The organism is Enterobacter sp. AG326, assembly GCF_004362415.1.
Lineage (GTDB): Bacteria > Pseudomonadota > Gammaproteobacteria > Enterobacterales > Enterobacteriaceae > Enterobacter > Enterobacter asburiae.
This window is the reverse complement of record NZ_SNXG01000012.1, coordinates 46,541-73,107: the sequence shown is the minus strand read 5'-3', so window position 1 is coordinate 73,107 and position 26,567 is coordinate 46,541. Positions and strand designations below refer to the sequence as shown.

The 26,567-nt window shown below is 53.0% G+C and carries 32 protein-coding genes, 1 pseudogene and 1 other annotated feature; of the genes and pseudogenes, 20 read left to right on the top strand and 13 right to left on the bottom strand.

Going from position 1 to position 26,567, the window contains the following annotated elements:
- Positions 1–233: hypothetical protein (locus DFO52_RS23190; RefSeq protein ID WP_133551188.1), on the top strand; the 233-nt coding region annotated here is incomplete at its 5' end.
- A gap of 144 nt (positions 234–377) precedes the next feature.
- Here the strand turns inward: DFO52_RS23190 and clpB are convergent.
- The 3 genes from clpB to rluD all read right to left on the bottom strand — a co-directional run bounded on the left by clpB (position 378) and on the right by rluD (position 4,789).
- On the bottom strand, positions 378–2,951 hold the full coding sequence (clpB, locus tag DFO52_RS22030) for an ATP-dependent chaperone ClpB (RefSeq protein WP_133551187.1): 2,574 nt from the start codon (positions 2,949–2,951) through the stop codon (positions 378–380).
- Positions 2,952–3,080: 129 nt separating this feature from the next.
- The gene (gene yfiH, locus DFO52_RS22025) at positions 3,081–3,812 is read right to left on the bottom strand and encodes a purine nucleoside phosphorylase YfiH (RefSeq protein WP_133551186.1); all 732 of its coding nucleotides are present in this window, start codon (positions 3,810–3,812) and stop codon (positions 3,081–3,083) included.
- Positions 3,809–4,789: a 23S rRNA pseudouridine(1911/1915/1917) synthase RluD gene (gene rluD / locus DFO52_RS22020; protein WP_023308866.1), complete on the bottom strand. Its 981-nt coding sequence runs from the start codon at positions 4,787–4,789 to the stop codon at positions 3,809–3,811. Before rluD ends, yfiH begins: the two co-directional genes overlap by 4 nt.
- 131 nt (positions 4,790–4,920) lie before the next feature.
- Between rluD and bamD the strand changes: the two genes are divergently transcribed.
- From bamD to pheA, 4 genes are all read left to right on the top strand, one after another.
- Positions 4,921–5,658 (top strand): outer membrane protein assembly factor BamD, encoded by a 738-nt coding sequence (gene bamD, locus DFO52_RS22015; RefSeq protein ID WP_023308867.1) that lies wholly within the window; start codon positions 4,921–4,923, stop codon positions 5,656–5,658.
- A 274-nt stretch (positions 5,659–5,932) separates the two neighbouring features.
- On the top strand, positions 5,933–6,274 hold the full coding sequence (gene raiA, locus DFO52_RS22010) for a ribosome-associated translation inhibitor RaiA (RefSeq protein ID WP_003863162.1): 342 nt from the start codon (positions 5,933–5,935) through the stop codon (positions 6,272–6,274).
- A gap of 110 nt (positions 6,275–6,384) precedes the next feature.
- Positions 6,385–6,510, top strand: a sequence feature (Phe leader region).
- Positions 6,386–6,433 carry a pheA operon leader peptide PheL gene (pheL, locus tag DFO52_RS22005; protein WP_100249759.1) on the top strand — a complete coding sequence of 16 codons (48 nt, stop codon included), beginning with the start codon at positions 6,386–6,388 and terminating at the stop codon, positions 6,431–6,433. It overlaps the preceding feature by 48 nt.
- A gap of 30 nt (positions 6,511–6,540) precedes the next feature.
- The gene (pheA, locus tag DFO52_RS22000; protein ID WP_133551185.1) at positions 6,541–7,701 is read left to right on the top strand and encodes a bifunctional chorismate mutase/prephenate dehydratase; all 1,161 of its coding nucleotides are present in this window, start codon (positions 6,541–6,543) and stop codon (positions 7,699–7,701) included.
- Here pheA and DFO52_RS21995 read toward each other — a convergent pair.
- The 3 genes from DFO52_RS21995 to aroF form a co-directional block, all read right to left on the bottom strand.
- Positions 7,698–8,570 carry an SMP-30/gluconolactonase/LRE family protein gene (locus DFO52_RS21995; protein ID WP_133551184.1) on the bottom strand — a complete coding sequence of 291 codons (873 nt, stop codon included), beginning with the start codon at positions 8,568–8,570 and terminating at the stop codon, positions 7,698–7,700. The genes pheA and DFO52_RS21995 overlap by 4 nt on opposite strands.
- A gap of 61 nt (positions 8,571–8,631) precedes the next feature.
- Positions 8,632–9,753, bottom strand: a complete 1,122-nt coding sequence (gene tyrA / locus DFO52_RS21990) for a bifunctional chorismate mutase/prephenate dehydrogenase (protein WP_047646187.1) — start codon at positions 9,751–9,753, stop codon at positions 8,632–8,634.
- Between the two features lie 10 nt (positions 9,754–9,763).
- Positions 9,764–10,834, bottom strand: a complete 1,071-nt coding sequence (gene aroF / locus DFO52_RS21985) for a 3-deoxy-7-phosphoheptulonate synthase AroF (RefSeq protein WP_023308871.1) — start codon at positions 10,832–10,834, stop codon at positions 9,764–9,766.
- A gap of 214 nt (positions 10,835–11,048) precedes the next feature.
- On the opposite strand from aroF, the gene DFO52_RS21980 reads away from it, so the two are divergent.
- The 4 genes from DFO52_RS21980 (at position 11,049) to DFO52_RS21965 (ending at position 13,823) form a co-directional block, all read left to right on the top strand.
- A complete protein-coding gene (locus DFO52_RS21980; RefSeq protein WP_047646188.1) occupies positions 11,049–11,423 on the top strand; it encodes a DUF2799 domain-containing protein in 375 nt (124 codons plus the stop codon).
- A gap of 152 nt (positions 11,424–11,575) precedes the next feature.
- Positions 11,576–12,112: a YfiR family protein gene (locus DFO52_RS21975; protein ID WP_032665127.1), complete on the top strand. Its 537-nt coding sequence runs from the start codon at positions 11,576–11,578 to the stop codon at positions 12,110–12,112.
- Positions 12,105–13,325, top strand: a complete 1,221-nt coding sequence (gene dgcN, locus DFO52_RS21970; protein WP_029741024.1) for a diguanylate cyclase DgcN — start codon at positions 12,105–12,107, stop codon at positions 13,323–13,325. The genes DFO52_RS21975 and dgcN overlap by 8 nt, the downstream gene beginning before the upstream one ends.
- A gap of 12 nt (positions 13,326–13,337) precedes the next feature.
- Positions 13,338–13,823 (top strand): OmpA family protein, encoded by a 486-nt coding sequence (locus tag DFO52_RS21965; RefSeq protein WP_029741023.1) that lies wholly within the window; start codon positions 13,338–13,340, stop codon positions 13,821–13,823.
- A 2-nt stretch (positions 13,824–13,825) separates the two neighbouring features.
- Here the strand turns inward: DFO52_RS21965 and DFO52_RS21960 are convergent, their stop codons facing one another.
- The 5 genes from DFO52_RS21960 to DFO52_RS21940 all read right to left on the bottom strand — a co-directional run bounded on the left by DFO52_RS21960 (position 13,826) and on the right by DFO52_RS21940 (position 18,145).
- The gene (locus tag DFO52_RS21960; RefSeq protein WP_133551183.1) at positions 13,826–15,196 is read right to left on the bottom strand and encodes a PepSY-associated TM helix domain-containing protein; all 1,371 of its coding nucleotides are present in this window, start codon (positions 15,194–15,196) and stop codon (positions 13,826–13,828) included.
- A 37-nt stretch (positions 15,197–15,233) separates the two neighbouring features.
- Positions 15,234–15,638 carry a DUF2946 domain-containing protein gene (locus DFO52_RS21955; protein ID WP_047646190.1) on the bottom strand — a complete coding sequence of 135 codons (405 nt, stop codon included), beginning with the start codon at positions 15,636–15,638 and terminating at the stop codon, positions 15,234–15,236.
- Between the two features lie 227 nt (positions 15,639–15,865).
- Entirely contained in the window at positions 15,866–16,915 is a 1,050-nt protein-coding gene (locus DFO52_RS21950; RefSeq protein WP_133551182.1) for a site-specific integrase, read from the bottom strand.
- Positions 16,916–16,937: 22 nt separating this feature from the next.
- Entirely contained in the window at positions 16,938–17,276 is a 339-nt protein-coding gene (locus DFO52_RS21945) for a DUF2511 domain-containing protein (RefSeq protein ID WP_133551181.1), read from the bottom strand.
- 8 nt (positions 17,277–17,284) lie between these two features.
- On the bottom strand, positions 17,285–18,145 hold the full coding sequence (locus DFO52_RS21940; protein ID WP_133551180.1) for a phage repressor protein CI: 861 nt from the start codon (positions 18,143–18,145) through the stop codon (positions 17,285–17,287).
- Positions 18,146–18,266: 121 nt separating this feature from the next.
- Here DFO52_RS21940 and DFO52_RS21935 point away from each other — a divergent pair, with 121 nt between their 5' ends.
- The 11 genes and pseudogenes from DFO52_RS21935 to DFO52_RS21890 all read left to right on the top strand — a co-directional run bounded on the left by DFO52_RS21935 (position 18,267) and on the right by DFO52_RS21890 (position 23,338).
- Positions 18,267–18,638, top strand: a complete 372-nt coding sequence (locus DFO52_RS21935; protein ID WP_023333086.1) for a hypothetical protein — start codon at positions 18,267–18,269, stop codon at positions 18,636–18,638.
- Between the two features lie 32 nt (positions 18,639–18,670).
- Positions 18,671–19,180, top strand: a complete 510-nt coding sequence (locus DFO52_RS21930) for a phage regulatory CII family protein (protein WP_133551179.1) — start codon at positions 18,671–18,673, stop codon at positions 19,178–19,180.
- A 7-nt stretch (positions 19,181–19,187) separates the two neighbouring features.
- On the top strand, positions 19,188–19,388 hold the full coding sequence (locus tag DFO52_RS21925; RefSeq protein ID WP_133551178.1) for a phage filamentation protein Fil family protein: 201 nt from the start codon (positions 19,188–19,190) through the stop codon (positions 19,386–19,388).
- A complete protein-coding gene (locus DFO52_RS21920; RefSeq protein ID WP_133551177.1) occupies positions 19,352–19,690 on the top strand; it encodes a DUF5347 domain-containing protein in 339 nt (112 codons plus the stop codon). Before DFO52_RS21925 ends, DFO52_RS21920 begins: the two co-directional genes overlap by 37 nt.
- Positions 19,691–19,757: 67 nt before the next feature.
- Positions 19,758–19,985, top strand: coding sequence for a DUF2732 domain-containing protein (locus DFO52_RS21915; protein WP_133551176.1), 228 nt, complete (start codon positions 19,758–19,760; stop codon positions 19,983–19,985).
- Positions 19,985–20,206, top strand: a complete 222-nt coding sequence (locus tag DFO52_RS21910; RefSeq protein ID WP_045348176.1) for a TraR/DksA family transcriptional regulator — start codon at positions 19,985–19,987, stop codon at positions 20,204–20,206. The genes DFO52_RS21915 and DFO52_RS21910 overlap by 1 nt, the downstream gene beginning before the upstream one ends.
- Positions 20,207–20,488 (top strand): DUF5405 family protein, encoded by a 282-nt coding sequence (locus tag DFO52_RS21905; protein WP_133551175.1) that lies wholly within the window; start codon positions 20,207–20,209, stop codon positions 20,486–20,488.
- On the top strand, positions 20,481–22,718 hold the full coding sequence (locus DFO52_RS21900) for a replication endonuclease (protein ID WP_133551174.1): 2,238 nt from the start codon (positions 20,481–20,483) through the stop codon (positions 22,716–22,718). Before DFO52_RS21905 ends, DFO52_RS21900 begins: the two co-directional genes overlap by 8 nt.
- A 113-nt stretch (positions 22,719–22,831) precedes the next feature.
- Positions 22,832–23,014, top strand: coding sequence for a hypothetical protein (locus DFO52_RS21895; protein WP_023209082.1), 183 nt, complete (start codon positions 22,832–22,834; stop codon positions 23,012–23,014).
- 3 nt (positions 23,015–23,017) lie between these two features.
- A pseudogene (locus DFO52_RS23185) lies at positions 23,018–23,116 on the top strand (DinI family protein); the annotation flags it as partial.
- On the top strand, positions 23,090–23,338 hold the full coding sequence (locus DFO52_RS21890) for a hypothetical protein (RefSeq protein WP_208110482.1): 249 nt from the start codon (positions 23,090–23,092) through the stop codon (positions 23,336–23,338). The pseudogene DFO52_RS23185 and the gene DFO52_RS21890, both read left to right, overlap by 27 nt.
- Positions 23,339–23,649: 311 nt before the next feature.
- Here DFO52_RS21890 and DFO52_RS21880 read toward each other — a convergent pair whose 3' ends face one another.
- Together DFO52_RS21880 and DFO52_RS21875 are read right to left on the bottom strand one after the other, a co-directional pair.
- Positions 23,650–24,675 carry a phage portal protein gene (locus tag DFO52_RS21880; RefSeq protein WP_133551172.1) on the bottom strand — a complete coding sequence of 342 codons (1,026 nt, stop codon included), beginning with the start codon at positions 24,673–24,675 and terminating at the stop codon, positions 23,650–23,652.
- Entirely contained in the window at positions 24,675–26,447 is a 1,773-nt protein-coding gene (locus DFO52_RS21875) for a terminase ATPase subunit family protein (protein ID WP_133551171.1), read from the bottom strand. The genes DFO52_RS21880 and DFO52_RS21875 overlap by 1 nt, the downstream gene beginning before the upstream one ends.
- Between the last annotated feature and the right edge of the window lie 120 nt (positions 26,448–26,567).

Below are 26,567 nucleotides of genomic sequence, written 5' to 3'. Positions count from 1 at the left end.
AGAGACTTGGTATTCATTTATTGTCCGAAGACATTAAGAATCCATGTCACTTTGAGTGCCCACACAGATTGTCTGATAAATTGTTAAAGAGCAGTGCCGCTTCGCTTTTCGCTGCGGCGCGGGGTGTGCATATTACGCTTTCCCGCTTCAGAGTCAAGCGTTTATTTTCGCTATTCTCTGCTGACCCGGCGGCGTGTGTGCCGTTGTTCCGTGTCAGTGGAGGCGCATTATAGGGAGTAATTCCGAACCTGCAAGGATAAAGTGAAATTTATTTACTGATTGCTCACTTTCCAGGCAAAACCAACTCCAGACCTCAATTTTCGCCTGGTATTTAAACAAAAACGAGCCGCAAGCGGCTCGTTTTTGCGTTTTGTGACTTACTGCACTGCCACAATGCGATCGTCGTTGACTTCCAGACGGATAACTTTGCCCGGAATCAACTCTCCGGAGAGGATCTGCTGCGCCAGCGGGTTTTCGATCTGCTGCTGGATAGCACGTTTTAATGGACGCGCACCGTACACCGGATCGTAACCATTCTCGCTCAGCAGCTTCAGCGCCTCGTCGGAAATGTGAATTTCATACCCACGCTCTTCCAGACGTTTGTACAGACGCTGCAGCTGGATCTGCGCAATCGACGCAATGTGTTTCTCACCCAGAGGATGGAATACCACCACTTCATCAATACGGTTGATGAACTCAGGACGGAAGTTATGGCTGACCACACCGAGTACCAGATCCTTCATATGACCGTAATCCAGTTCGCCGAAACGTTCCTGAATCAAATCGGAACCCAGGTTCGAGGTCATGATGACAACCGTATTACGGAAGTCGACCGTTCTCCCCTGCCCGTCGGTCAGACGGCCATCATCCAGCACCTGAAGCAGGATGTTGAACACATCAGGGTGCGCTTTTTCCACCTCATCCAGCAAGATGACGGAATAAGGGCGACGGCGAACCGCTTCCGTCAGGTACCCCCCTTCTTCATAACCTACGTATCCCGGAGGCGCGCCGACCAGACGTGAGACGGAGTGTTTTTCCATAAACTCGGACATGTCGATACGTACCATCGCATCGTCGCTGTCGAACATAAAGTTAGCCAGCGCTTTACACAGCTCGGTTTTACCGACCCCTGTCGGCCCCAGGAACAGGAACGAACCAATCGGACGGTTTGGATCGGACAGCCCTGCACGGCTACGACGAATAGCGTTCGATACCGCTTCAACCGCTTCGTTCTGGCCAATCACCCGATTATGGAGATCTTGCTCCATGCGCAGCAGTTTTTCACGCTCGCCTTCCAGCATGCGCGCCACCGGAATACCGGTCCAGCGAGCAAGCACTTCCGCGATTTCCGCATCCGTCACCTTATTACGTAACAGACGCATCGTTTTCCCTTCTGACTGCGTCGCTATCTCAAGCTGTTTTTCCAGCTCAGGAATTTTGCCGTACTGCAGTTCAGACATCCGCGCCAGATCGCCGACGCGACGCGCCTGCTCAATGGCAATTTTTGCCTGTTCGAGTTCAGCTTTAATGGTCTGAGTGCCGGAAAGGGACGCTTTCTCGGCTTTCCACTCTTCTTCCAGCTCAGAGTACTGGCGCTCTTTATCGTCCAGTTCTTCATTGAGCATATCCAGGCGTTTCTTACTGGCTTCATCAGACTCTTTCTTCAGCGCCTGCTGTTCCAGCTTGAGCTGAATGATGCGTCGGTCGAGCCTGTCCAGCTCTTCCGGTTTCGAGTCAATCTGCATACGAATGCTCGAAGCCGCTTCATCAATCAGGTCGATTGCTTTATCCGGCAGCTGGCGATCGGCGATATAACGATGAGAAAGCGTCGCGGCCGCAACGATAGCCGGGTCAGTGATCTGCACATGGTGGTGCAGTTCATAGCGCTCTTTCAAACCACGCAGGATCGCGATGGTATCTTCAACGCTTGGCTCAGCAACAAACACTTTCTGGAAACGACGTTCCAGCGCAGCATCTTTCTCAATGTACTGACGATACTCGTCAAGCGTGGTGGCACCGACGCAGTGAAGTTCACCACGCGCCAGCGCAGGTTTCAGCATGTTCCCGGCATCCATCGCGCCGTCCGCTTTACCCGCACCGACCATCGTGTGCAGTTCGTCGATAAACAGGATAACGTTCCCTTCCTGTTTCGCCAGGTCGTTAAGCACGCCTTTCAGACGCTCTTCGAACTCGCCGCGGTATTTCGCACCGGCCACCAGCGCGCCCATATCCAGTGCCAGTACGCGGCGGCCTTTCAGGCCTTCCGGCACTTCACCGTTGACGATACGCTGCGCCAGCCCTTCAACAATGGCGGTTTTACCGACACCAGGTTCACCAATCAGCACCGGGTTGTTCTTGGTACGACGTTGCAGTACCTGAATCGTACGGCGGATTTCTTCATCACGGCCGATAACCGGGTCAAGTTTGCCCTGCTCAGCACGCTCGGTCAGATCGACCGTAAATTTCTTCAAAGCCTGACGTTGGTCTTCGGCTCCCTGATCGTTCACGCTTTCACCTCCGCGCATTTTCTCAATCGCCTGAGTCACATTGGCGGTGGTCGCGCCGGCAGATTTCAGCAGGTCGGTCAAGGTGCCGCGTGATTCAAGCGCCGCCAGAACAAACAGCTCTGACGAAATAAAGTTGTCCCCACGTTTTTGCGCCAGCTTGTCGCAAAGGTTCAGCACGCGTACCAGATCCTGCGACGGCTGAACGTCGCCGCCGGTACCTTCTACCTGCGGCAGACGGCTCAGCGCCTGATCGATAGCGGTGCGTAACTGGCCAGCATTAATGCCAGCGGACGTTAATAAAGGACGTACCGATCCCCCTTCCTGATTCAGCAAGGCGCTCATTAAATGAAGAGGTTCGATAAATTGGTTGTCGTGCCCCAGTGCGAGGGACTGGGCATCGGCGAGAGCAAGCTGGAATTTATTAGTAAGACGATCCAGACGCATAACTCCTCCCATAACAGGTCAAATTTGCTACTGGAGATTAAATGAGGTCATCCCTCAATTATTCAAGGTTAATGACCTGAATTATGTGAAAAGAAAACGGCACGTACCGGATCGTCTTGATTCTTTAGGTTATATCAGCCAAATGAAACTTGCCATACGTCCCGTGGTCTTGTCGCGACGATAGGAGAAAAAATCACCCTTTTCGGTGAATGTGCAGCGATCGCCGCCGAAGATCTGCGTCACGCCGACGTTGTTCAGACGCTGGCGGGCGAGCTGGTAAATATCGGCCAGATATTTATCCCCCGAAGGCAGAAAGGCTTCCACCGCTTGCGGATCTTTTTCCCTAAAGGCTTCACGAACCTCTGGCCCCACTTCAAAAGCGCGAGGACCAATGGCCGGGCCAAGCCAGGCCATAATATTGGCAGGCTCATCGTTAAAGCAGGCGACTGTTTCTTCGAGCACGCCTTCACACAGACCACGCCAGCCCGCGTGTGCTGCTGCTACCTCGGTACCTGCACGGTTACAGAACAGAACTGGCAGACAATCAGCGGTCATCACGGCACAAACGGTTCCCGGAGTATTACTGTAAGAGGCATCAGCGCGTTTAGAAGCATAGGGTTCCCCCGTCAACTTCAGTACCGCGTTACCGTGAACCTGTTCCAGCCAGACCGGTTTTGACGGCAAGTTACCCGCAGCAAACAAACGTCTGCGGTTCTCTTCAACGTGTTCCAGGTTGTCGCCACAGTGCGCACCGAGGTTCAAAGACTCCCACGCGCCCTGGCTAACACCGCCAATACGGGTTGAACTACAGGCGGCCACGCCAGCAGGCAATGGCCACTCCGGGACAATCAGTTTGGTCATAACCAGTCCACTTGATCCTTATGTTCTTCGAAATCAGCACGCATGGCGTCGATAAGATCCACCATATCCTGCGGGATAGGCGCATGCCACTCCATCTGAATACCGGTGATAGGGTGGTAAAGACGCAGCATGGTCGCGTGCAGCGCCTGACGATCGAATTTACGCAATACGCTGATGAACTCATCCGATGCGCCTTTAGGTGGACGCGGGCGGCCACCGTATACCTGATCCCCTACCAGCGGATGGGTAATGTGGGCCATGTGCACGCGGATCTGGTGAGTACGTCCGGTTTCCAGACGCAGACGCAGGCGCGTATGAATACGGAAGTGCTCCATAATGCGATAGTGCGTCACAGCCGGTTTACCCATCGGATGCACCGACATATGGGTACGTTTGGTTGGGTGACGACTGATTGGCTCTTCCACCGTTCCGCCAGAGGTCATATGCCCAATGGCTACCGCTTCATACTCGCGGGTGATTTCGCGCAGCTGCAGCGACTCCACCAGACGGGTCTGAGCAGGAACGGTCTTCGCCACCACCATCAAACCAGTGGTGTCTTTATCCAGACGGTGCACGATGCCCGCGCGCGGGACATCCGCGATCGGCGGATAATAATGGAGAAGTGCGTTAAGTACCGTACCATCAGGGTTCCCCGCGCCCGGATGAACAACCAGGTCGCGCGGCTTGTTGATCACCAGAATGTCATCATCTTCATAGACGATGTCCAGTGGGATATCCTGCGGCTCGAAGCGGATTTCCTCTTCGATTTCAGCATTGATGGCGACAGCTTCCCCACCTAACACTTTCTCTTTTGGTTTGTCCCAGATCTTGCCGTTTACCAGCACGCGCTGGTCAAGGATCCATTCTTTTATGCGTGAACGCGAATAATCAGGGAACAATTCGGCCAAAGCCTGATCTAAGCGTTGACCGAGCTGATTTTCGGAGACTGTTGCGGTGAGTTCTACTCGTTGTGCCATAAACTGCTTCTTCGTTTAACGTTGGGTTTTACGGCTTTGCCGTTTAATATAGTGTGCTATTGTAGCTGGTCTTAATCGGGAGCAGGAACAGAGTTTCTCCCGGACAAACATTTGAGGAAAGTCAAAACGTCATGACGCGCATGAAATATCTGGTGGCAGCGGCCACGTTGAGCCTGGCTTTGGTGGGCTGCTCCGGTTCAAATGAACAGGTCCCTGACAATCCGCCGAATGAAATCTATGCGACTGCACAACAAAAGTTGCAGGACGGTAACTGGAAACAGGCGATAACGCAACTGGAAGCGTTGGATAATCGCTATCCATTTGGTCCATATTCGCAGCAGGTACAGTTAGATCTCATCTACGCATACTATAAAAATGCCGACCTGCCGCTGGCTCAGGCAACTATCGATCGTTTCATGCGTCTGAACCCGACTCATCCTAACATCGACTACGTGATGTACATGCGCGGCCTCACCAACATGGCGCTGGACGACAGTGCGCTGCAGGGCTTCTTCGGCGTGGATCGTTCCGACCGTGACCCGCAGCATGCGCGTGATGCCTTTAATGACTTCTCCAAGCTGGTGCGCGGCTATCCGAACAGTCAGTACGTGACCGACGCCACCAAACGTCTGGTGTTCCTGAAAGATCGTCTGGCGAAATATGAATACTCCGTAGCGGAATACTATACCCGTCGTGGCGCATGGGTTGCCGTGGTTAACCGCGTAGAAGGTATGCTGCGTGATTATCCGGATACTCAGGCAACGCGCGACGGCCTGAAGCTGATGGAAAACGCTTACCGTCAGATGCAGATGACCGCTCAGGCTGAAAAAGTGGCGAAAATCATCGCCGCGAACAGCAGCAACACCTGAACCTGATTTTGCCCCAATGCAAAACGGCAGCCCGAAGGCTGCCGTTTTTTTATTCATTTTAGAGCGTCGCTGAAGCGCGTTAGCCTCAACACATCCAGTCAACTATGGCCCCAATTTTTGCCTTCGACAAGGTAAATCTCACCTCTTCCTGCCCTGCCTCACAAAAAAGATTCCCTGACAAAAACCGACAAAATAACGTGATCTAAATCACACATTTTGACATTAGGTCGGGTATGCTGGAATCACCAAGACGGAAAGACAAGAGGTAAAATTTATGACAATGAACATTACCAGTAAACAAATGGAAATTACTCCGGCAATCCGCCAGCACGTCGCAGACCGTCTCGCCAAACTGGATAAATGGCAAACTCATTTGATTAATCCACATATCATCCTGTCCAAGGAGCCGCAGGGTTTCATCGCTGACGCAACTATCAATACTCCAAACGGCCATCTGGTCGCCAGCGCAAAACACGAGGATATGTACACCGCAATTAACGATTTGATCAACAAGCTGGAACGGCAGCTCAATAAAGTGCAACACAAAGGTGAAGCCCGTCGCGCCGCAACATCGGTGAAAGACGCCAGCTTCGCGGAAGAAGTTGAAGAAGAGTAATCCTTTAAATTGAGTGTACCGCCAACGCGCCTTCGGGCGCGTTTTTTGTTTTTTATTGACAGGGTGAAAACAGTACGGGTACTTTAACGGTATCAATCACAGGATGACTTTATGAAACTTACGCCGTTCTTCTTCGCATTCTTTTTTACCTTCCCCTGACTGGGAGGCGTTTCGTTGCGTGATAAAGAATGCGAAGACGAACAACAAGGCCTCCCACAGCGGGAGGCCTTTTTTATTGATAACGATAAAATGAGACAGGCAACACTATGACACCGGAAAACCCGTTACTGGATCTGCGCGTAAAAATCAGCGCGCTGGACGAGAAATTACTGGCGCTGCTGGCCGAACGCCGCGCGCTCGCCGTCGAAGTGGGCAAAGCCAAGCTGGACTCCCATCGTCCGGTCCGTGATATCGACCGCGAGCGAGATCTGCTGGAACGTCTCATTCAGCTCGGCAAAGCACATCACCTCGATGCCCACTACATAACCCGGTTGTTCCAGCTCATCATCGAAGACTCCGTTCTCACCCAGCAAGCGCTGCTCCAGCAGCATCTGAATAAAACCAATCCGCACTCTGCGCGTATCGCCTTCCTCGGGCCGAAGGGCTCTTATTCGCACCTGGCCGCGCGTCAGTATGCCGCACGCCATTTCGAAGAGTTTATCGAGAGCGGCTGTGCGAAGTTTGCCGACATATTTAATCAGGTTGAGACCGGCCAGGCGGATTACGCCGTGGTGCCTATTGAAAACACCAGCTCCGGCGCCATCAACGACGTTTACGATTTGCTGCAGCACACCAGCCTGTCTCTGGTAGGTGAGCTGACGATCCCTATCGATCACTGCGTGCTGGTCTCTGGCTCAACCGACCTGAGAAAGATCGAAACGGTTTACAGTCATCCACAGCCGTTCCAGCAGTGCAGCCAGTTCCTGAACCGCTATCCGAACTGGAAAATTGAGTACACCGAAAGCACCTCGGCGGCGATGGAAAAAGTGGCGCAGGCTAACTCCCCAACCGTCGCCGCGCTCGGCAGCGAAGCAGGCGGGGCGCTGTATGGTTTACAGGTGCTGGAACGCAACCTGGCGAACCAGACGCAAAATATCACCCGTTTCGTGGTGCTGGCACGCAAGGCAATCAATGTGTCTGACCAGGTGCCGGCCAAAACGACGCTGCTGATGGCGACCGGCCAACAGGCCGGTGCGCTGGTTGAAGCCCTGCTGGTGCTGCGTAACCACAACCTGATCATGACCAAACTGGAATCACGTCCGATCCATGGTAACCCGTGGGAAGAGATGTTTTATCTTGATATCCAGGCCAACCTGGAATCTGCTTCCATGCAGAAAGCCCTGCGCGAACTGGGCGAGATCACGCGCTCCATGAAGGTGCTGGGCTGCTATCCGAGCGAGAACGTGGTCCCGGTTGACCCGGCTTAACGTTCGATAAACCGGCTTTTCCTCATCCCTGCCACGTCAACCGGCAGGGTGAAGATGGCTCCGGAGAGCGGATACTTCGCCACCTCGTCCGCATCCATATTTTCCCGAGTGGTGGTAATAAACAGTGTTTTCATGTCATCGCCGCCAAAGCAGACCATCGTCGGACAACGCACCGGCATGCGGTATTCTTCCAGCTGCTCCCCTTGCGGAGAAAAACGTGCAATACGCCAGCCATCAAACAGCGCGCTCCAGTAGCAGCCTTCCACATCCATGGCAGCGCCGTCCGGTATCCCTTCGCCCTCTTTAAACTGACGAAACACCTCACGCCTGCCGGGTTCGCCCTTCTCATCAAGCGGCGTTCGATAAATAACGCCGTTTGGCGTATCTGAAGTAAACATCCATTGATTATCCGGGCTAAACGCTAAGCCGTTGTGGCCGTGAATATCGCACTGGATCACTTTCGGCGTCAGGTCGTTATCGATGCGCATCAGCAGGGCACCGTTGTAATCTCCCGGCCCCCAAAACGTGCCCGCGTAGAATCGCCCAAGAGAATCGGTGCCGCCGTCGTTAAAGCGTGCGAGCTGCGGGTTAGAGGGGTTATCGCACACCTTGCGCTGCAGGAGGCCATGCTTATCGGCAAGCCAGATACCATTACGCATGGCGACGATAAACCCGCCGCGCTCGCGCAGCGCGAAGCAGCCCACCTCCTCATGGAATGAGAGCACGGTATGTTCTGCCGTCGGCAGATGATAGCGGTGAATCTCCCCTTCCAGAATATCGGCCCAGTAGAGCGCGTGCTCTTCTGCGCTCCACGTCGGGCATTCAGGCAGATGCCCGGTGTAATTCAACAGCAGCTGCGGTTCGGCCATGACAGTTCCCCAAAATAAAAAAAAGCCAGCATTGCTGGCTTTCAGTATATACATCATCGCATTACTGGCGACTGTCATTTGCCTGGCGCAACAGCGTCCGGCTCTCACTCTGGAAACGCTGAGCGTAATCGCCAAACCAGTGCTCGACCTTGCGGAAGCTGTCGATAAACGCCTGCTTGTCTCCGTGCTCCAGTAGCGTAATGGCCTCGCCAAAGCGCTGATAGTAGCGCTTGATGAGCGCCAGGTTGTTCTCGGAGGACATAATAATGTCCGCGTAAAGCTGCGGATCCTGAGCAAACAGGCGCCCGACCATCGCCAGCTCCAGACGATAGATAGGCGAAGAGAGCGCCAGCAGCTGTTCAAGCTGCACGTTCTCTTCTGCCAGGTGCAGACCGTAGGCAAACGTCGCAAAGTGGCGCAGCGCCTGAATGAACGCCATATTCTGATCGTGCTCGACCGCGCTGATGCGGTGCAGCCGCGCGCCCCATACCTGAATCTGTTCCAGGAACCACTGATAGGCTTCCGGCTGGCGGCCGTCGCAGTAAACCACCACCTGCTTAGCCAGGCTGCCGCTGTCCGGGCCAAACATCGGGTGCAGACCCAGCACCGGGCCCGTATGCGCAGCCAGCATCGCCTGCAGCGGACCATTTTTGACGGAGGCCAGATCCACCAGGATGCAATCTTTCGGTAAAGGAGGCAGCTTTCCGATGATCTGCTCCGTCACGTGGATCGGCACGCTGACGATAACCATCCCGGCATCTTTCATGAGTTCCGGAGCATGCGCCCAGTCCTCTTTTTCGAGAATGCGCACCTGATAGCCAGAAAGCGTCAGCATTTTTTCAAACAGACGCCCCATCTGTCCTGCACCGCCGACAATCACTACCGGCCGCAGGGACGGGCAGAGGGTTTTAAAGCCCTTGTCGTTTTCGCTGGAATAGGATTCCCGCATCACGCGACGCAGAACATCTTCAATTAAATCCGGCGAAACGCCCAGCGCCTGGGCCTCTTTGCGACGAGAGGCCAGCATTGAGGCTTCGCGCTCCGGGACGTAAATCGGCAGGCCGTATTTGCTTTTCACCTCACCTACTTCGGCAACCAGCGCCATGCGGCGCGCCAGCAGATCCAGTAGCGCCTTATCCACTTCATCAATTTGATCGCGCAATGCGGTCAATTCAGCAACCATAACTAACCTCTTAAGCCAGACGCGTCGCCAGCTGGCCGTTCAAATCTTTGTGGATCTCACGCAGCAGCGCATCGGTGGTTTCCCAGCTGATGCAGGCATCCGTCACGGAGACGCCGTGCTTCATTGCGCTACGCGGTTGTTCCGATGACTGATTGCCTTCATGAATGTTGCTCTCAATCATCAGACCAATAATCGAACGGTTGCCATCTTTGATCTGTGCGATCACGGATTCAGCAACCGCAGGCTGGCGACGGTAATCTTTATTTGAATTACCATGACTGCAATCTACCATCAGTGCCGGGCGCAGTCCCGCCTGCTCCATCTCTTTTTCACACTGCGCCACGTCCGCCGGGCTGTAGTTAGGTGCTTTCCCGCCGCGCAGGATCACATGGCCGTCCGGGTTGCCCTGCGTTTGCAGGAGGCATACCTGGCCCGCCTGGTTGATACCGACGAAACGGTGCGGCATGGCGGCAGCGCGCATGGCGTTGATCGCCGTCGCCAGGCTGCCATCGGTACCGTTTTTAAAGCCAACAGGCATCGACAGGCCCGACGCCATCTCGCGGTGGGTTTGCGATTCCGTGGTACGCGCACCAATAGCCGACCAGCTGAACAGATCGCCCAGGTACTGAGGGCTGTTCGGGTCCAGCGCTTCGGTTGCCAGCGGCAGCCCCATGCTGACCAGCTCCACCAGCAGCCGACGCGCAATCTTCAGGCCTGCTTCCACATCAAACGAGCCATCCATGTGCGGATCGTTAATCAACCCTTTCCAGCCGACGGTCGTACGTGGCTTCTCAAAATAGACGCGCATCACCAGATAGAGGCTATCGCTGACCTCCTCCGCTAACGCTTTAAATCGACGAGCATATTCAATGGCGGTTTCAGGATCGTGAATGGAGCAAGGACCGCATACCACCAGCAGGCGCGGATCGCGGCCGGCGATAATGTCAGAAATGGTCTGGCGAGAGTGCTCGATCTGAGCCTCCTGCGCGACGCTCAGCGGAAATTCCGCTTTCAGTTGATCCGGAGTGATTAACACCTGTTCGTCAGTGATATGTACGTTGTTCAGCGCGTCTTTTTGCATGATGGCGATCCTGTAAAGCTCGTTTGCGATAGTTGTTTTCCTCAATGAGGTGAAACCACGATACCATAAAAAGTAAACATTTCAATCCAAAATACGTACACATTACTTTACATGCGCCAATTTATTGCAAAAATCAGCCGATAAAAACGTAAACTTTAAATTACAGACAGGTTTTCTTTAGCCAGGCTATGCTGAAGAAAAAAGGAGAATGGCTATGCGTCCAATTGCTCTCGCGCTGTTGTCGCTGTTTTTAACGGGCTGTCAGATCAATCCTTACACCTTCCAGCCCGACTGGACCAGCCCATCCTGGTTTGATGCAGGTAAAGAAGACGCCATGAATGGCCTGCCGGTTAAAGATAACCAGGCCCTGGCCGATAGTTTTAACGACACACACGTTGATCGTAGCGAATATCTTCGCGGCTATGCTGACGGTCAGAAGAAAGTCTGCGAAGAAGGGTTTATTCACGCCTGGGGATTAGCCGGCAAATCTTTCCCTGCCAGTTGCGATACAGCCGAAAACGCGGCAAAACTGCGTGCGTCATGGCAGCAAGGGATGGATGAAAGTATGCGCTCCAGCAGACTGAATTAATCTAATTTCATCCACCGGAAAATAAACAACAGTAGGATTTAGCTTAGGTCGGCCTCATGCTATTTCTGACATAATGACGGCCCTGATAAACAATGGTATTCTGCCCGCAACTCTTAAGGACATCTATTTCCAGAGCGATGTGGCGGATTCTGGTGAGAAATTTATTCTTGATCTCTTTTTTCCGACTCACTCTGGTGCTAACGCTGTTCCTTATAGTGGGCCCTGCGGCGGCAGGCACACTTACGGAAACGGATAAATCGGTACGCTCGATTGTCTCAGGCATTGTGAGCTATACGCGATGGCCGTCACTTTCCGGGCAGCCTAAACTCTGCGTCTACGCCACTTCTCACTATACGCACGCCCTAAGCGGCGATGAGGGGCATAGCGAGTTACCTTATACTCCCGTTATTGTACGTAACGATCGGGAAGCCCTGGCCGCGACGTGCGATGCGATCTATTTCGGGTCTGAATCACCGGCAAAACAACTTGAATTAATAAGTCAATATCAGGGCAGAGCGTTGCTATTAATCTCAGAGCAAAATCCGGAATGTGTAATTGGCAGTGCCTTTTGCCTGATAATCGATCGCGGCCAGGTACGATTCGCCGTCAACCTGGATGCATTGACGCGCAGTGGCGTAAGAGTCAATCCGGATGTATTAATGCTTGCACGGAATAAGCAGCATGGATAAAGATTTCACTTCAACGCCACGTCCGACGTTTAAAAGAACGTTGAGGCGAAACAGCATGATAAGCGTCATCATCACGATGACGTTAATATGGCTGCTGCTCTGTTTTGCTTCCGTCGTGACGTTAAAACAATACGCGCAAAAGAATCTCGAATTAACCGGCGCAACAATGAGCCACAGCCTGGAAGCGTCGCTGGTGTTCAACGACTCGCTGGCGGCCAACGAAACGCTGGCCGCCCTGGGCAAACAGGGCCAGTTTGCCGTGGCCGAGGTTATTAACGCGCATAAAAAGCGGTTTGCCTACTGGTCCTGGAACCCGGAGGACAACAACGATACGCTGGGCGCACTGGTCAGCCGCTGGCTTTTCCCCGTACCGGTTGCGCAGCCCATCATGCATAACGGCGCAACGATTGGCGAAATTCGCCTTACCGCGCGTGACAGCCTGATCGGCCATTTCATCTGGATGTCGTTTGCCGTTCTGACCGGCTGTATTCTCTTTGCAACCGTCGTCGCACTCACTATTACCCAGTCTTTGCATCACGGGATGGTCACGGCCCTGCAAAACATCACCGACGTGGTGCATGACGTTCGTACTAACCGTAACTTCTCCCGCCGGGTGAAAGACGGCCGTATCGAAGAGTTTCACCAGTTTGGTGAGGACTTTAACAGCCTTCTGGATGAGATGGAGGAGTGGCAACTCAAGCTACAGGCGAAAAACGCCCAGCTGCTGCGTACCGCCATGCACGACCCGCTCACCGGTCTTGCCAACCGCGCGGCGTTTCGTAACAGCATTGCGGCCTTAATGAACGACCCTTCTGCCAAAACGAACTCGGCCCTGCTCTTCCTCGACGGTGATAATTTTAAGTTTATTAACGACACCTGGGGACATGCGGCAGGAGACTGCGTGCTGATTGAAGTCGCCAGCAGGATGATGGAGTTTGGCGACAAACGTCACCAGGCATACCGCCTTGGCGGGGACGAATTTGCCATGGTGCTGTACGGCGTGCACTCTGAACTTGAGGTTCAACATATTTGTGCTGCGCTATCGCAGCAGTTTATCCGTCCGTTTGATCTTCATAACGGACAAAAAGCATCGATGTCACTCAGCATTGGCTTTGCTCTGGCGTGGGAAAATGCTTCCGTGGAGGCATTACTGGAGAGGGCTGACCGCAACATGTACCAGGTGAAAAACCAGCGTACGAAAACAACAAGTTAGAAGGGATACACTATGTTAAAACGTTACTTCGCGCCGATAGTTCTGGCCTCACTGGTTCTGGCAGGCTGCCAGTCGCCTCCGGAAGGTAAATTTACTCCTGAGCAAATTTCGGCGATGAAGTCTTACGGTTTTAACGAACTGAACGGTGACTGGTCACTTGGCATGTCGGACACCATCCTGTTTGATAAAAATGACGCCAGACTGCGTCCGGAAAGTGAAACGCAGATCCAGTCCATGGCCTCCCGCCTGGCGGAAACCGGCCTGAACCACGCGCGAATGGACGGTCACACGGATAATTACGGTGAAGAAAGCTACAACGAAGCGCTGTCGTTAAAACGCGCCAATGCCGTGGCCGATGCCTGGGCGAAGGGGGCAAATATCCCGCGCAGCAATCTCACCACGCGGGGGTTAGGTCAAAAATACCCGGTTGCGAGCAACAGTACCCCGCAAGGGCGCGCTGAAAACCGCCGCGTTGCAGTGGTGATCAGCACGCCATAGGGTTATTTAGCGGATGTTTCGGCGAGCGTCACCCTGGTTGCCGCTCGCCAGCGCAGCCAGTCCACCAGAACAAACAGCGCCAGACTCACGCCCATGACCGGCAAGGCCAGCCCCAGCATTACGCTGATTATCAGCGTAACCCCTCTTCCCCACCCTGACAGCGCCAGCCAGCTTTGACAAAGCGTTTGTACCGGACTCACTGCCGACTGTGCCGGACGACGCATCCACCACATCCGGTAACCCCAGATGATGAGCACGCACAGGGCGAGACCGAACGCCACCAGCAGCAGCTGATTCACCAGCCCGAATAAGATCCCCATATGGAAATCCACGCCCCAGCGGGTCAGTTTTGCCATCAGCGGGAAATCTTCGAAACGGGTTCTGTCCAGGACCTGCATCGTCGAAGGATCAACCGCAACGGCATCGACCTGGGTCGGCCAGCTGCGATCGATTTCCGTCACGGTCCAGGCGCTATCCGCCGTTTGTGCCGGGCGGATCTCCAGCCTGTTGGCATCAATTCCTGCGTTACGGGCCGCGCTTAATACTCCGTCAAAATGCGTCAGATCCATCGCCATTTCCGGCATCATCATTCCGCCGTGATGGCCCCGGTGTTCGGCATGCTCATCCACGATCTCCTGTTGGCCGGAAAGCGTCGTGTTCACCTGCGGGGTGAGCCAGTTCATCTCTGCCCGCAGCTTATCGACGTTCCCACCTGCCCACTGGGACCAGGTCAGGCCGGTTGCTGAGAACAGCAGCATTCCGCCCAGCAGACTCCAGCCAAGGGTCACATGCAGGCGACGACGATTCTGGAAGCGATTATTGATCCGCCGTTTGGGTCGAGTATAAAACCACAGGCCAACACCGCCCAGCGCGGCAACCCACATCCAGGAGGCAGCAAGCTCGCTGTAGAGTCGCCCCACGTCGCCCAGCATCAGAGAGGTATGCAGATAATCAATGGTCTGACGCAGCGGTAAAATCCCGCTGGTGCCGTATACCGTCATATCTCCCAGCACCGCCAGGCTTACCGGATCAATAAAAATAGCCCGATTCTCCGATGGCCCAAGCGTCGGGTCAGCAAACATCACGCGGGTAGTTTCGCCTTCAGCCAGCCCCGGACGCACGGCGTGCAAATGCAAATCTGAGCCAACGGTTTTTTCCGCCAAGGCGATTTGCTCCGCCAGCGGCTGCAACTCGCCTACGGAATCCGTGTGGAGCGCGTGCCGGTAGAACGCATTCTCCAGCTGCGGAGTCGCCACATACAGCGTACCGGTCAGCGCGGCAAAGAAGATAAACGGACCAACAAAAAGCCCGACGTAGAAATGGAGGCGACGCAGCAGGTTTCCCCATGCCGCGCGCGGAGTGCAGGTAGTCATACTTTTCCTTTTTAAGGCAGTAAGTTATCGATTTTTTTTAAAGGGAAAAAGCAGACTGCCGCGGCGGCGCGCGGGTATCAGGGTAAAGCCAGGGAAAAAAGTGCCAGTGGCTGACCGCCTGGCGCGGCGGCTTAACGCGAAGCCTTTGCAGCACCACGCTGAGCAGGACGATCAGCGCCAGCATCACGCCCGGGACATGCGCTAACAGCACGCAGTAGCCGCACGCTTCCGCATGATCGACAGGCATCGTATGCGGCATATCGCCGTGATGCTCGTCCATCGACATCATGCTCATGTCATGATGCATGCCCGGCATGGCGCTCATGGGATCTTTCTGCAAGGAGACGGAGATAAGCGGCGCTACCACGATCAGCAGGATCGCAAACAGCGCGGTCAAGGCCGCTGCGCGTTTCCGGTTAGGCTGATGCAGTACGTTATCCACGTCCCCTCCATTCAAGAGGCAAGCATTGTAAATGATTTATGACAAAAGGGTTAACGTGAGAAATGCGCAGGGATAAAAAAGGGCCAGCCTTTCGGCCAGCCCTTTCTAACAGGATGTCGCTTAAGCGAATCTTAGTTCAGACGCTCCTAATAACACCCTTTCAAAAACAAACACTTATCATATAAAACAACTAGTTAAGTTAATTTTTAATGCAGCGAATTGTAGTGTTATGCAACCTCTGCCGCCATATTGTCGCCAACATAGAGAGAAAGAGGATTGAGAGAGACGGCTTGCTCTAAATGGTCAGGGGCAAAGTGCGCGTATCTCATTGTTTCGCGAATGTTGGAATGTCCGAGGATTTTCTGCAGTACCAGTATGTTTCCGCCGTTCATCATAAAATGCGCACCAAATGTATGCCGCAGGACATGTGTCTTTTGCCCTTCACTTAGCTCGATATTCGTGAGTTTGAGCATCTTTTTAAACTCCTGATAGCAGGGCTTGAACATTCTGCCCTGACGTTCGGCTAGCTCGTCATACAACCATTTAGGAATGGGAACGGTGCGATTTTTCTTACCTTTGGTTTTTGTGAAAGTCAGTTTGCAGGGAGAGAGTTGAGGCCGCGTCAATCTCTCGGCCTCCCCCCATCTTGCGCCGGTTGCAAGACAGACTTTGACAATCATCGTGAGATCCTCTTTGCCGTATTGCTCGCAGGCTCGAAACAGCTCAGGGATTTGAGAAAGAGTTAGCCAGGACATTTCTTTCTCGGCTTCTTTGAATACGCGTACCCCTTCCAGTGGGTTGGGTAAACTCCACTCTCCTAACCGCCGCAGCTCATTAAACACAGCTATAAGATATTGCTGTTCACGATTCACGGTTATGGGTTTGGCGACCCATTTCGCCGGGTCTTTATGATATCCGTTGTCTATTTCACCACGGAGTCGACGGTCGCGGTAATGTGCCCAATCTTTAGCGGTAAAGCGGGATGCAATTGGGTCGCCCAATCCTTTACACACAATTTGCAGCTTTGCTAACCGCGACTTACTGGCGACTAAAGCCTGTCCGTGCAGGTTATGCCAGAGTTGAATCAACTCGCTTAAGCGTCGGCGATCTTCTTTCTTGCCGAGCCAAGGCTTGTCCTCACTTTCATTCTTCGTAAATGTTTCGAATGCCTCGGCCTCACCTTTTGTATTGAAATGCCGACGAATACGCCGCCCTTCTCGACCATTTGGGTAGAGTTCACATAACCATTTACCATTTTTTTGCTTACTTACAGTCATGATTTCACCGAGGCAATTCTAATCATTCACAAAGAGCTGTTGCAGCATCCATTACCGGATCCAAAGGTATTTTCACCCCCTTGTAATACGGGCTATCCTTCCAAACAGCATCAATATCGCTCCCCTCAAGCTTTCCAGACTTAACGCCACTTATCGCTAGGCCGTTCAATGGGTAGCGGTCATCTGTTGATTTGTCGTACACAAAGGCATATCGACCGTTAACACAAGAAACCGAAGCTTTCTCAAAAGTTAGCGGCCAATCTTCACCAAACTTAGCCCCGTCTAAATCCTGTGTTTTTTCGGCGGATGAAGCCCCGAAAGAAATGGTCAAAAATAAAGCTAAAAAAAGTTTACGTTTCATAAATTCCCTTAAACGTGTTTTTCCAATGTAAGAACTACAGACCCGGCAGGCTTGATGTCTAGAATATTGCATTCGAACTGCGCAGACTTATTAGACAACCTGACTTTCCCACCAGGAAGACGGATGACATCAAAAACATCAAGAGCGCCGTCAATATCAATTAACCAACGCCCGTTGCTTATATTCGAAGCAGAACGTTCGACCAGCCAAGAGGCACCAACACCTTCTACATAAATCAATTCCCCTGATTCATTGGGTATCATCGAGGGGTCAGGATGCCATGCGCCAGCCTTCTTGAGCTCACCAGATTCAAGGCGGAATTTTTCGATTGAAGAATCAGCAGGGGCTATTTCCTTGTTAGTGCGCATTTGCCCTTTGCCAGTTGCTAACCATTCAAGCGACACATCAGTATCAAGAGCACATGTAACGACTACATCACCCGGGAAAAAATCGCGCCTTACCCATGTGCTAATTGTGCCTGAGGAAATGCCGAGCAAATCACCCAACTCCTTTTGCATGCTAAAGCCATAGGCATCGAGAATCCTACGTAAAACGGTTTTCCCGCCATTCGTCATTATCTCGTCATAAAGCTCTTTGCCTTTTAACCTGCAGACGGTTCGCTCGTAATTTGAATTTGCAAGCTCACCATTCACTAACCAATTGATATCGGCACCCGTGTCAAGACAACACCTAACTATGACGTTTCCCGGTATAGCATCGCGTTGAACCCAGCCACTAACGCTGTGTTTGGCGATGCCTAGCAGGTCTGCCAAATCCTTTTGCATCTTGACTCCATAGGCAGACATCAAGCGCTCTAACACGCCGTTAGTTGCACCAATACGCCACTGAACATCAAGCTCAGTACTCATAAAAACCCCTACATATAATTTTATGGGTGTTTACAGATAACTTTTTACGATCTATAGTGGCGCTTACCGACCAAGATGCACACCACTGCATTACATTTCAAACAACAGGAGATAATGCGATATGTCAGATGCAAAATCAATCTCGACGCACGACTCGCAAAACTCACAAAATCAAACTGTGCTGTTAGACCCGACTCAGTTTGACGCCATCGTTACAGCAATGCTGCCAGCCCTGCAGACAATGATTCGCTCTGCTATGTCAGACACCATGACAGTGAAAGACTTTGCCGCCACCCGCGGCGTTAGCGAGCGTCTGGTCTGGCAATGGCTTGATGAGGGCATTCTTCTTAAAGCTCCGACCAAAGACTTTTCCAACAAAGAGGAAGCCGGTAAACGAAGCCGCACCCTCGTAAACGTAAAAGCATGGCGCGACAAACTGACTCAACAAGCGATTGATTGTCGCTACATCGACCAGCGCACCGCTCTTAACTGAATTTGATTATGCAAGTTAGAAGGAACTTAACCATGTTTGATTTTCAGATTTCCAAACATCCCCACTATGACGATGCGTGTCGTGCTTTCGCTCAACGTCACAACATGGCGAAGCTGGCCGAGCGTGCGGGTATGAACGTTCAAACGTTACGTAACAAGCTCAACCCGGAACAGCCTCACCAGTTCACGCCGCCTGAGTTATGGCTGCTGACAGACCTGACCGAAGACTCAACTTTAGTTGATGGTTTTCTGGCGCAGATTCACTGTCTGCCATGTGTGCCGGTCAACGAGCTGGCAAAAGACAAATTACAGTCCTACGTCATGCGTGCTATGCGGGAACTCGGCGAACTGGCGAGCGGCGCGGTCTCTGATGAGCGCCTGACCTCTGCACGTAAGCACACCATGATTGAAAGCGTTAACTCTGGTATTCGCATGTTGTCTTTGTCGGCACTGGCGCTGCATGCACGTTTGCAGACCAATACAGCAATGACGAGTGTGGTCGATACCATGAGCGGTATTGGCGCGTCATTCGGTCTGATTTGAGGTGCTCATGCTGAAAAATGAACCGTCATTCGCGTCTCTGCTCGTTAAGCAAAGCACCGGCATGCACTGCGGCCACGGCTGGATTATTGGTAAGGACGGCAAACGCTGGCACCCGAGCCGCTCACAGGCTGATTTACTGGCTGGCCTGTCCACTAAAAAACAGGGGGAATCATGGCTATCGAAGCTATTTCTGCGAATGTTCCGCTAAAGGCTGGCGCGCGTCTGGCTGGTCTCAACCACGTAGCTGAATTGCGTGCGAGATATTGGGGTGATAGCTGGAAAGAGGTTGAGCGTTTTGTCAATGATATGCGCGATAAACGTGATCCACAATTTGAAGAAAATAATCGGGCGCTGGCCGCTATTTTCTTTCTGGCAAAAATACCGGCGGCTCGTCATGAGCTCGAATTAAGTGAGCTGACTACTGACGAGAAAAAAGCATTGATTACAGCGATGAATCATTTTCGTGCAGTGGTGAGCTTATTTCCAAAACGGCTAACCATGCCGAATTAATCCAAACAGAAATTTTATGGCGTAAACCCGCCGGGCTTCTTATTGCCCGAAATCAGGAGAGTCAATTATGCGTAATACCGAAACCCGCAGCTTTCACACCGATAGCGATGCACTGGCCGTACTGCTGACCGATGCCAAAAAAGAAGAGCGTAAAGACCGAGCTATGGCCGTTTCCATGCGTCTTGAGGCGCTGGCTATCCATATCACCAAAGAGGGAATGAGCGGCATCGAAGCCGCCGAACTGCTGCGCCGTGAAGCCACCCGCTATGAAAATGAATCTCAGGAGCTGCATTAATGGCCGACGCAATGGATTTGGTACAACAGCGCGAGCAAGCAGAACGCGAGCGCCTTATCAGCAAAGCGCGCAGCCGTATCGCTGCGCCCTCTCGTTTCCTCTGCGAAGAATGTGACGCACCAATCCCGGAAGCTCGCCGCATAGCGATTCCGGGCGTGGCATTTTGCGTGACCTGTCAGCAAATCGCAGAACTCAAACACAAACATTACAGGGGCGTTTAAATGGCTATCCGTATTGAAGTAGGTGACAAATGGGTTATTACCAGCGACCAGTATCAATTCATCCTGCATGAAAAAAAAATCGCTAAATCCGGGAAAAAAGCTGGTGAGGAATGGCTCGACACTATCGGCTATTACCCGAAGATTAACCAGCTCGTTTCCGGACTGATACATCATCATATTCACTGCTCAGATATTGCAGCAATTGACGCTATGGCGGCAGAGATTGAGCGTGTAGGGAAACTATGCATTGCAGCCATTGAGGGGGCTGACGCTGATGCATAGCTCTACGGTTGCTTATGCTTATCCGTGGAATACCCCACGGTCGGCAATAGCCAGCCCGTATCTTACCTATGACCAACAGCATCGCCGCGATCGTATGTTCGCGGCTTTGCTGCATGCGAGAAAGGTGCTTTCTCTGCAGCCTGAGTGCGTGCGTTTTGATGTATACCGCACCGCTGCGGTGCTGGAGCAAAATCAAGGCAGTCAACGAGCCAATGCTTTTTTAATCAGCTTTTGCAAAAAGGCATTGCCACGTCTGGAACTGGTCGCAAAAAAATACGAGTGCGCGGGCATCGACAGCAAAGTGTCAGCCGCTGTTTTCGGTGGTCATTTCGATACTGAAATCATGCAATATCTGGCGTCACGTATGGTCAATATGGTTGCCAGATATAACCGCCTCCCTGATATGTCGCGTGCCGATATTGACCTGCTGGCCACTGATATCGCTAATTTTATTCGTGCTGAACTGGCAGAACATGATGACGCTGATTCTGATTTCGGCGAGTTGGCGACATTACATGGCTGGTACATGCGCGCCGGATTAATTGCGCTGCAATTTGGTGTTACTCCGCCTCTTTGGGCGGGACTGACAACAAAATACTTTGACCAGGACAAAGCGGCGCCAGCAATCATGCGCATGTTTAATGAGGTTTGGTGGCGTGGCCGCCTGCGACGTATTGCGGCGTCATGGCGCGAACATCTGCAAATTGCAGTCGGCAACGTCAGCAAGAAACGCCACGCCTACGCGAGTAAAAACTGCGTGACAGACTGGCGCGAGCAAAAGCGCCGCACGCGTGAATTTCTCAAGGGGCTGGATCTCGAAGACGAAGACGGCAACCGCATCAGCTTGATTGAAAAATACGACGGTTCTGTCGCTAACCCTGCGATACGCCGCTGCGAGTTGATGACCCGCATCCGTGGGTTTGAAAATATCTGCAATGAGCTCGGTTATGTCGGGGAGTTTTACACCCTAACCGCGCCGTCTAAATATCACGCCACCACTAAAGCAGGCTACCGTAACAGCAAATGGAACGGAGCCAGCCCGTCGGACACACAAAGTTATCTCACCGGACTTTGGGCGCGTATTCGCGCCAAACTGCACCGGGAAGAAATCCGCATTTTCGGCATCCGTGTTGCTGAACCTCATCACGACGGGACGCCTCACTGGCACATGCTTATGTTCATGCTGCCGGAAGACGTTGAGCGCGTGCGCCTCATCATTCGTGATTATGCGTGGGATGAAGACCACCACGAATTGAGAAGCGACAAAGCCAAAAAGGCGCGCTTTCATGCCGAGGCAATTGACCCGGAAAAGGGCAGCGCTACTGGCTATGTTGCTAAATATATTTCGAAAAATATCGACGGCTATGCTCTCGATGGTGAAACAGATGACGAAAGCGGTGAGCTGCTGAAAGAGACAGCCCCCGCCGTATCAGCATGGGCGGCGCGCTGGCACATCCGTCAATTCCAATTTATCGGCGGTGCGCCGGTGACGGTTTACCGTGAGCTGCGTCGTCTCGCTGATACCGAGACAGCGCACGGCCTGAGCGTTGAGTTTGCCGCCGTCCATGATGCCGCCGACGCTGGTGATTGGGCTGGTTACGTTAATGCGCAGGGTGGTCCGTTTGTTCGCCGCGATGATTTGCAGGTGCGCACACTTTATGAGCCGCGCGCCGAGTTTAACCAGTACGGTGAGGAAACAGTCTGCATCCGTGGCGTGTACGATTCCGCTATCGGTGCCGGCACACCTATTTTAACCCGGCTAACGCAGTGGAAAATTGTTCCGAAGCGTGCCGTTGATTTGGCCGTTGACGTTAAGGGCGCTCCTGCGCCCTCTCGGAGTTCTGTCAATAACTGTACGGGAAGCGAAAGCGATCCGCCGATACTGGATTTAACAAAACCGCTGAGTCGGCGAGAAAGACGAGAGCTGGCGAGCCGACTGAGGAAGCAAAAACCGTCAAAAAGACGAAAATTCATCCACGGAACGGACGAACAAAAAGCAGCTTTGTCGAAAACTATCGACGAGATACATCTCACAACCGGCATCACCATCAGCCGGGGCGAAGCCCTGCACCTTATGTCAGGTGGTAAGAGTTGCTTTAATGGTAAATGGTTGCGTGGAACGGCTAAAGGAGAGGTATTTTCCGCAGCACCGTCACAACAGTCTCAAGCCAGACGGATTCTAAGTCGCGTTGCGGCTTTAGCCGAAGCGGCAACAAAAATTGATAGCTAATATTCCTCCTTATCATGCACATACATAACTCTAACGTTTTTTTTCTCTTCCCATCTTTTGCTAATACATGATACTGTACAAACGTACAGTAAAAACTCTATGGGAGGGATTTCATGGTTGGCGAACATTTCAGCCGAACTCAACAAAAGTGGGCGTGCGTGCAATTTATTGCCGAGGTATCTCTGATTGCAAACTGCAAACCAACAGACTTAAAGCTCGCTCTCACTCTCATTGCGGATCTTGCAAACAGCGAAAATAACGAAACCGAAGATGATATTTTTTATAAGGCTGAATAGTTTATGAGAATCAATATCACGCTGGATAAAGAGCAAAAAATTAGCCAAACGACGTTGGATGCACTTGAGGCTGAGTTGTACCGCAATCTTCAACCTATTTATCGGGGTGAGACCTTAGAGTATTACCGCCCCGGAGGGTGGGTTTTCTTCCAGCGGCCTAAAGATTGCGGCGGCGGGTACTGGATGGGGCGCACTTATGACGGCGTTTTTATGATTGAGTACGAGCGACCGGTGTCGCTAAGTGATGGTATGGATTTTCTGGCCTCAATGAAAAAAGTCGAGGCAAAAAGCGAGGAATTTGACCCGAATTATTCGCTTTTTTAGCGGTGCATGCATCAGGTGCATGAGTTTGCATTCGTTTTTGATTCCAGCGTTTGCCAGCCAGCGCCAGCGCTGGCGCGGCTCGGGGCTCCTGATGCACCTGCATTAAAAGCGACCCGTTAAGCGCGCAGGCGAGGCGGGGATAGCACTGCGCGCCAGACGTGGTGACAGGATTTATTTTGCGCGTCTGTGCGCCTCGTGGTGGCGCGCTGAGTGGTGAGGTTTATCGAGAGGCTGTTGCGGGGTTACGTCGCGTGTGCGGCGTCTGGTGAGGTCTGAGAGCATGCCGCCCGGAGGCGGCATTTTGGGCGGGGTTAATCGGTCTCGATGTTGTAATCTTTAAAGCGGATCACCTCCATACCGAGCCATTCATTGATTTCTTTGAAACGCTCCTGCAGTGGCGTCAGCTCGTTACGCACAAATACCCGTGCCACCTTCTCGATATCGCCCATCGAGCCGATATTTTCAGGCTTGCCGCCCATGAGCTGGAACGGCACGCGGTGCGCGTCGAGCAGGTCAGCGGCGCTCACCTTCTTGATGTTAAAAAAATCATCCTTCGTGGCGACTTCACTCAGCGGGATAATCTTGATACCGTCCGGTTTACCGTTAGGAGCATGGAGGAAAATGTTTTTAAAATTTCCCATTCCCTTCGAGTTAGCCATGGCTTTTCGAATTGCTTCAATGTCTGTGCTGTTTTGAGCTGCGTCTGTCACATACATGATGTACCCCGCGTGTGCGCCGTTCTGGTAATACTTGCGGCGATACAGCGTGGCGGACTCATTCAGCCAGGCGGAATTGAGCGCGCTCAGGTATTCCGGCATCCCGTAAAGCTCCTGATTGATATCGGGCTCAAGCAGATGGCACACCGAACCGGGTGCGAACTGGTGCGGGTGCGTGTAGTCCGACACGTACCAGTACACCCCCTCCTCTACTCCACGGCGGGTGTATTTGGCCGGAGAAGTTTCCAGTTTAAAAAGCTGGCCGGTCACGCTCATGCGCTTTTCAAGATAGCCGTTGGCAAACACCAGATAATCAAGCACAAGGCGGCTGAAGTCCTGACGCGACAGCAACGGGTGCGGGATAAAGGTGCTGGTCAGAATGTTGCGCTTTACGTAAATCGGGGAGCTGTGGTGTACGGCTGCGCGCAGGCTTTTTGCCAGCCCCGAGAAGTTGACCGGCGGCTCGTACCACTTGCCGTTGTTGATGCATTCGACATAGTCGAGGATGTCGCGGCGATCCAGAACGGGTGACGGCTCACCAAAGGTAAACGCCTCCATTTTCTGCGGCGCGCTGGCGGTCATGCTGGTCTGTTTTGGCTGTTTGTTTTGGCGTTTTTTCATCAGTAGTTAATATCCAGAATTGTAGTTGATTGCATACCGCTACCGGCTGATAGCGGCTCGTTTACCAACGCATGCATGGTCGCCCACGCGACATCCGCGTGGCTGGCTTCCTCGCTGCGGCTGGCTTCATAAGTGGCGCTGCGGCCACTGCTGGTCATGGTTTTGCGGATAGCCATAAATGACTGCGTGATGTCGGTCGCACCGGCGTCATATTCCAGACACCCGCGGCGAATGGTGTCTTTCGCTTTCAGCACCATTGCGGTTTTCATTTCCGGCGTGTAGCGGATGGCGCGCGCCGCCGGGAAGAATGAGCGTACGAGCTGGTAAACACCCTGGCCGATGCCGGTCGCATCAATGCCGATATAGTCGACGGTGTATTTCTCGGTCAGCGCCCGGATGGCCTCGGCCTGTGCGGCAAAGTCCATGCCTTTCCACTGGTGACGCTCAAGGATGCGGAACTTGCCACCGGCAACCAGCGGCGGAGCCAGTACCGCGCACCCGGCGCTGTCGCCAGTGTGTGACGGGTCATAGCCAATCCAGACAGGACGCCAGTTAAACGGACGGTCGGCGAACGGCTCGAAGTCCTCCCATTCCTCCATCGCATCGACCATGCAGCGCTGCAGCTCCTCGAACGGGAATACCGATGCCTTATCGTCCACAAACTCGCACATAAACAGGTTGCGGAAGTCATCTGCGCTGTTTTCCTGCTTAAGCTGGTCGAGGTTAAACAGGGTGCAGCCACCGGCCAGCGCGTCCTCAATGGTGACAATCTGCCGCCACTGTCCATCCGCGCACAGCACACCACCGGCAAGCGCCTTATGACTGATATCGATGTCGACGCGCTCGGCGGCGCTGCTGCGGCCACGGTTAAACAGCTCGCCTGACCAGAACGGATATGCGCCGTGCGCCAGCGTCGATGGGGTCGAAAAATAGGTTGTGCGCAAGTGAGATTGTGACGCCATACCGGAGGCCACTTTGCGCAGCTTCTGGAAGTTGGGTATCCAGAATTCTTCATCGACATACAGGTCGCCGTTGTGGCTCTGCGCGGTGTTGGAATTGGTCCCGAGAAAAATCAGCTCAGCGCCATTGTTGCCGATGACGATCGGGTCGCCTGACAGGTCGACGTCAACCAGACGGGCAAAGGCGATGATGTACTTACGGAAAACGTAAGCCTGCGTTTTACTGGCCGACAAAAATATCTGGTTTTGCCCGGTCTTAAGCGCGCGCAGGAGGGACTCACGGGCAAAGTAGAATGTCGCGCCAATCTGGCGCGATTTCAGGATGTGGCGGATGCGGTGCTCTAACCCTGCTTTATGCCATCGGAGCTGATACTCAAACGACTGGTCGAAGAAAATCTCTTCCAGCTTTTCTATCGCTTCATCACTAAAGAAATTCCGTTTCGGCTTTTTGCGATCCCCTTTGTTGCGGCTGGCGATATTGGGGTTTAAATCCACCTCGTTTCCGGTCTGGCCGTAGCGGTTAACGCGCGCGAGCCGCTCCATCTGGCGCGACAGAAAATCCGCGACTTTGAAGTCATGCGCGGTCAGGTCTGGCTTAGCGTAGAGCTGGATAAGTCGGGCCTCCAGCGTCGATTCCACGCGGTTAATCGGCGCGGTTTCTTCCCATCCATCGCGCTGTTTCCAGCTCTGCACGGTCGGGCGCTTGAGCTGCAGCATGTCGCAGATTTGCGGCACGGCGAACCCCTGCCAGTACAACAGGCGCGCCTGTCGTCGCGGGTCATTGAGCAGTGAAAGGTCAGTTGAAATGGTCATGCTTGCCTCGTTTTTGGTGTTACGTGGCAAGGCTAAGGAAATGGGGTGTTATAAGCGCTAAGTGCCTGTTGTGTCAGATCTAATCAGATCTTAAGCGGTGGCTGATACGGGTCAGAGTCG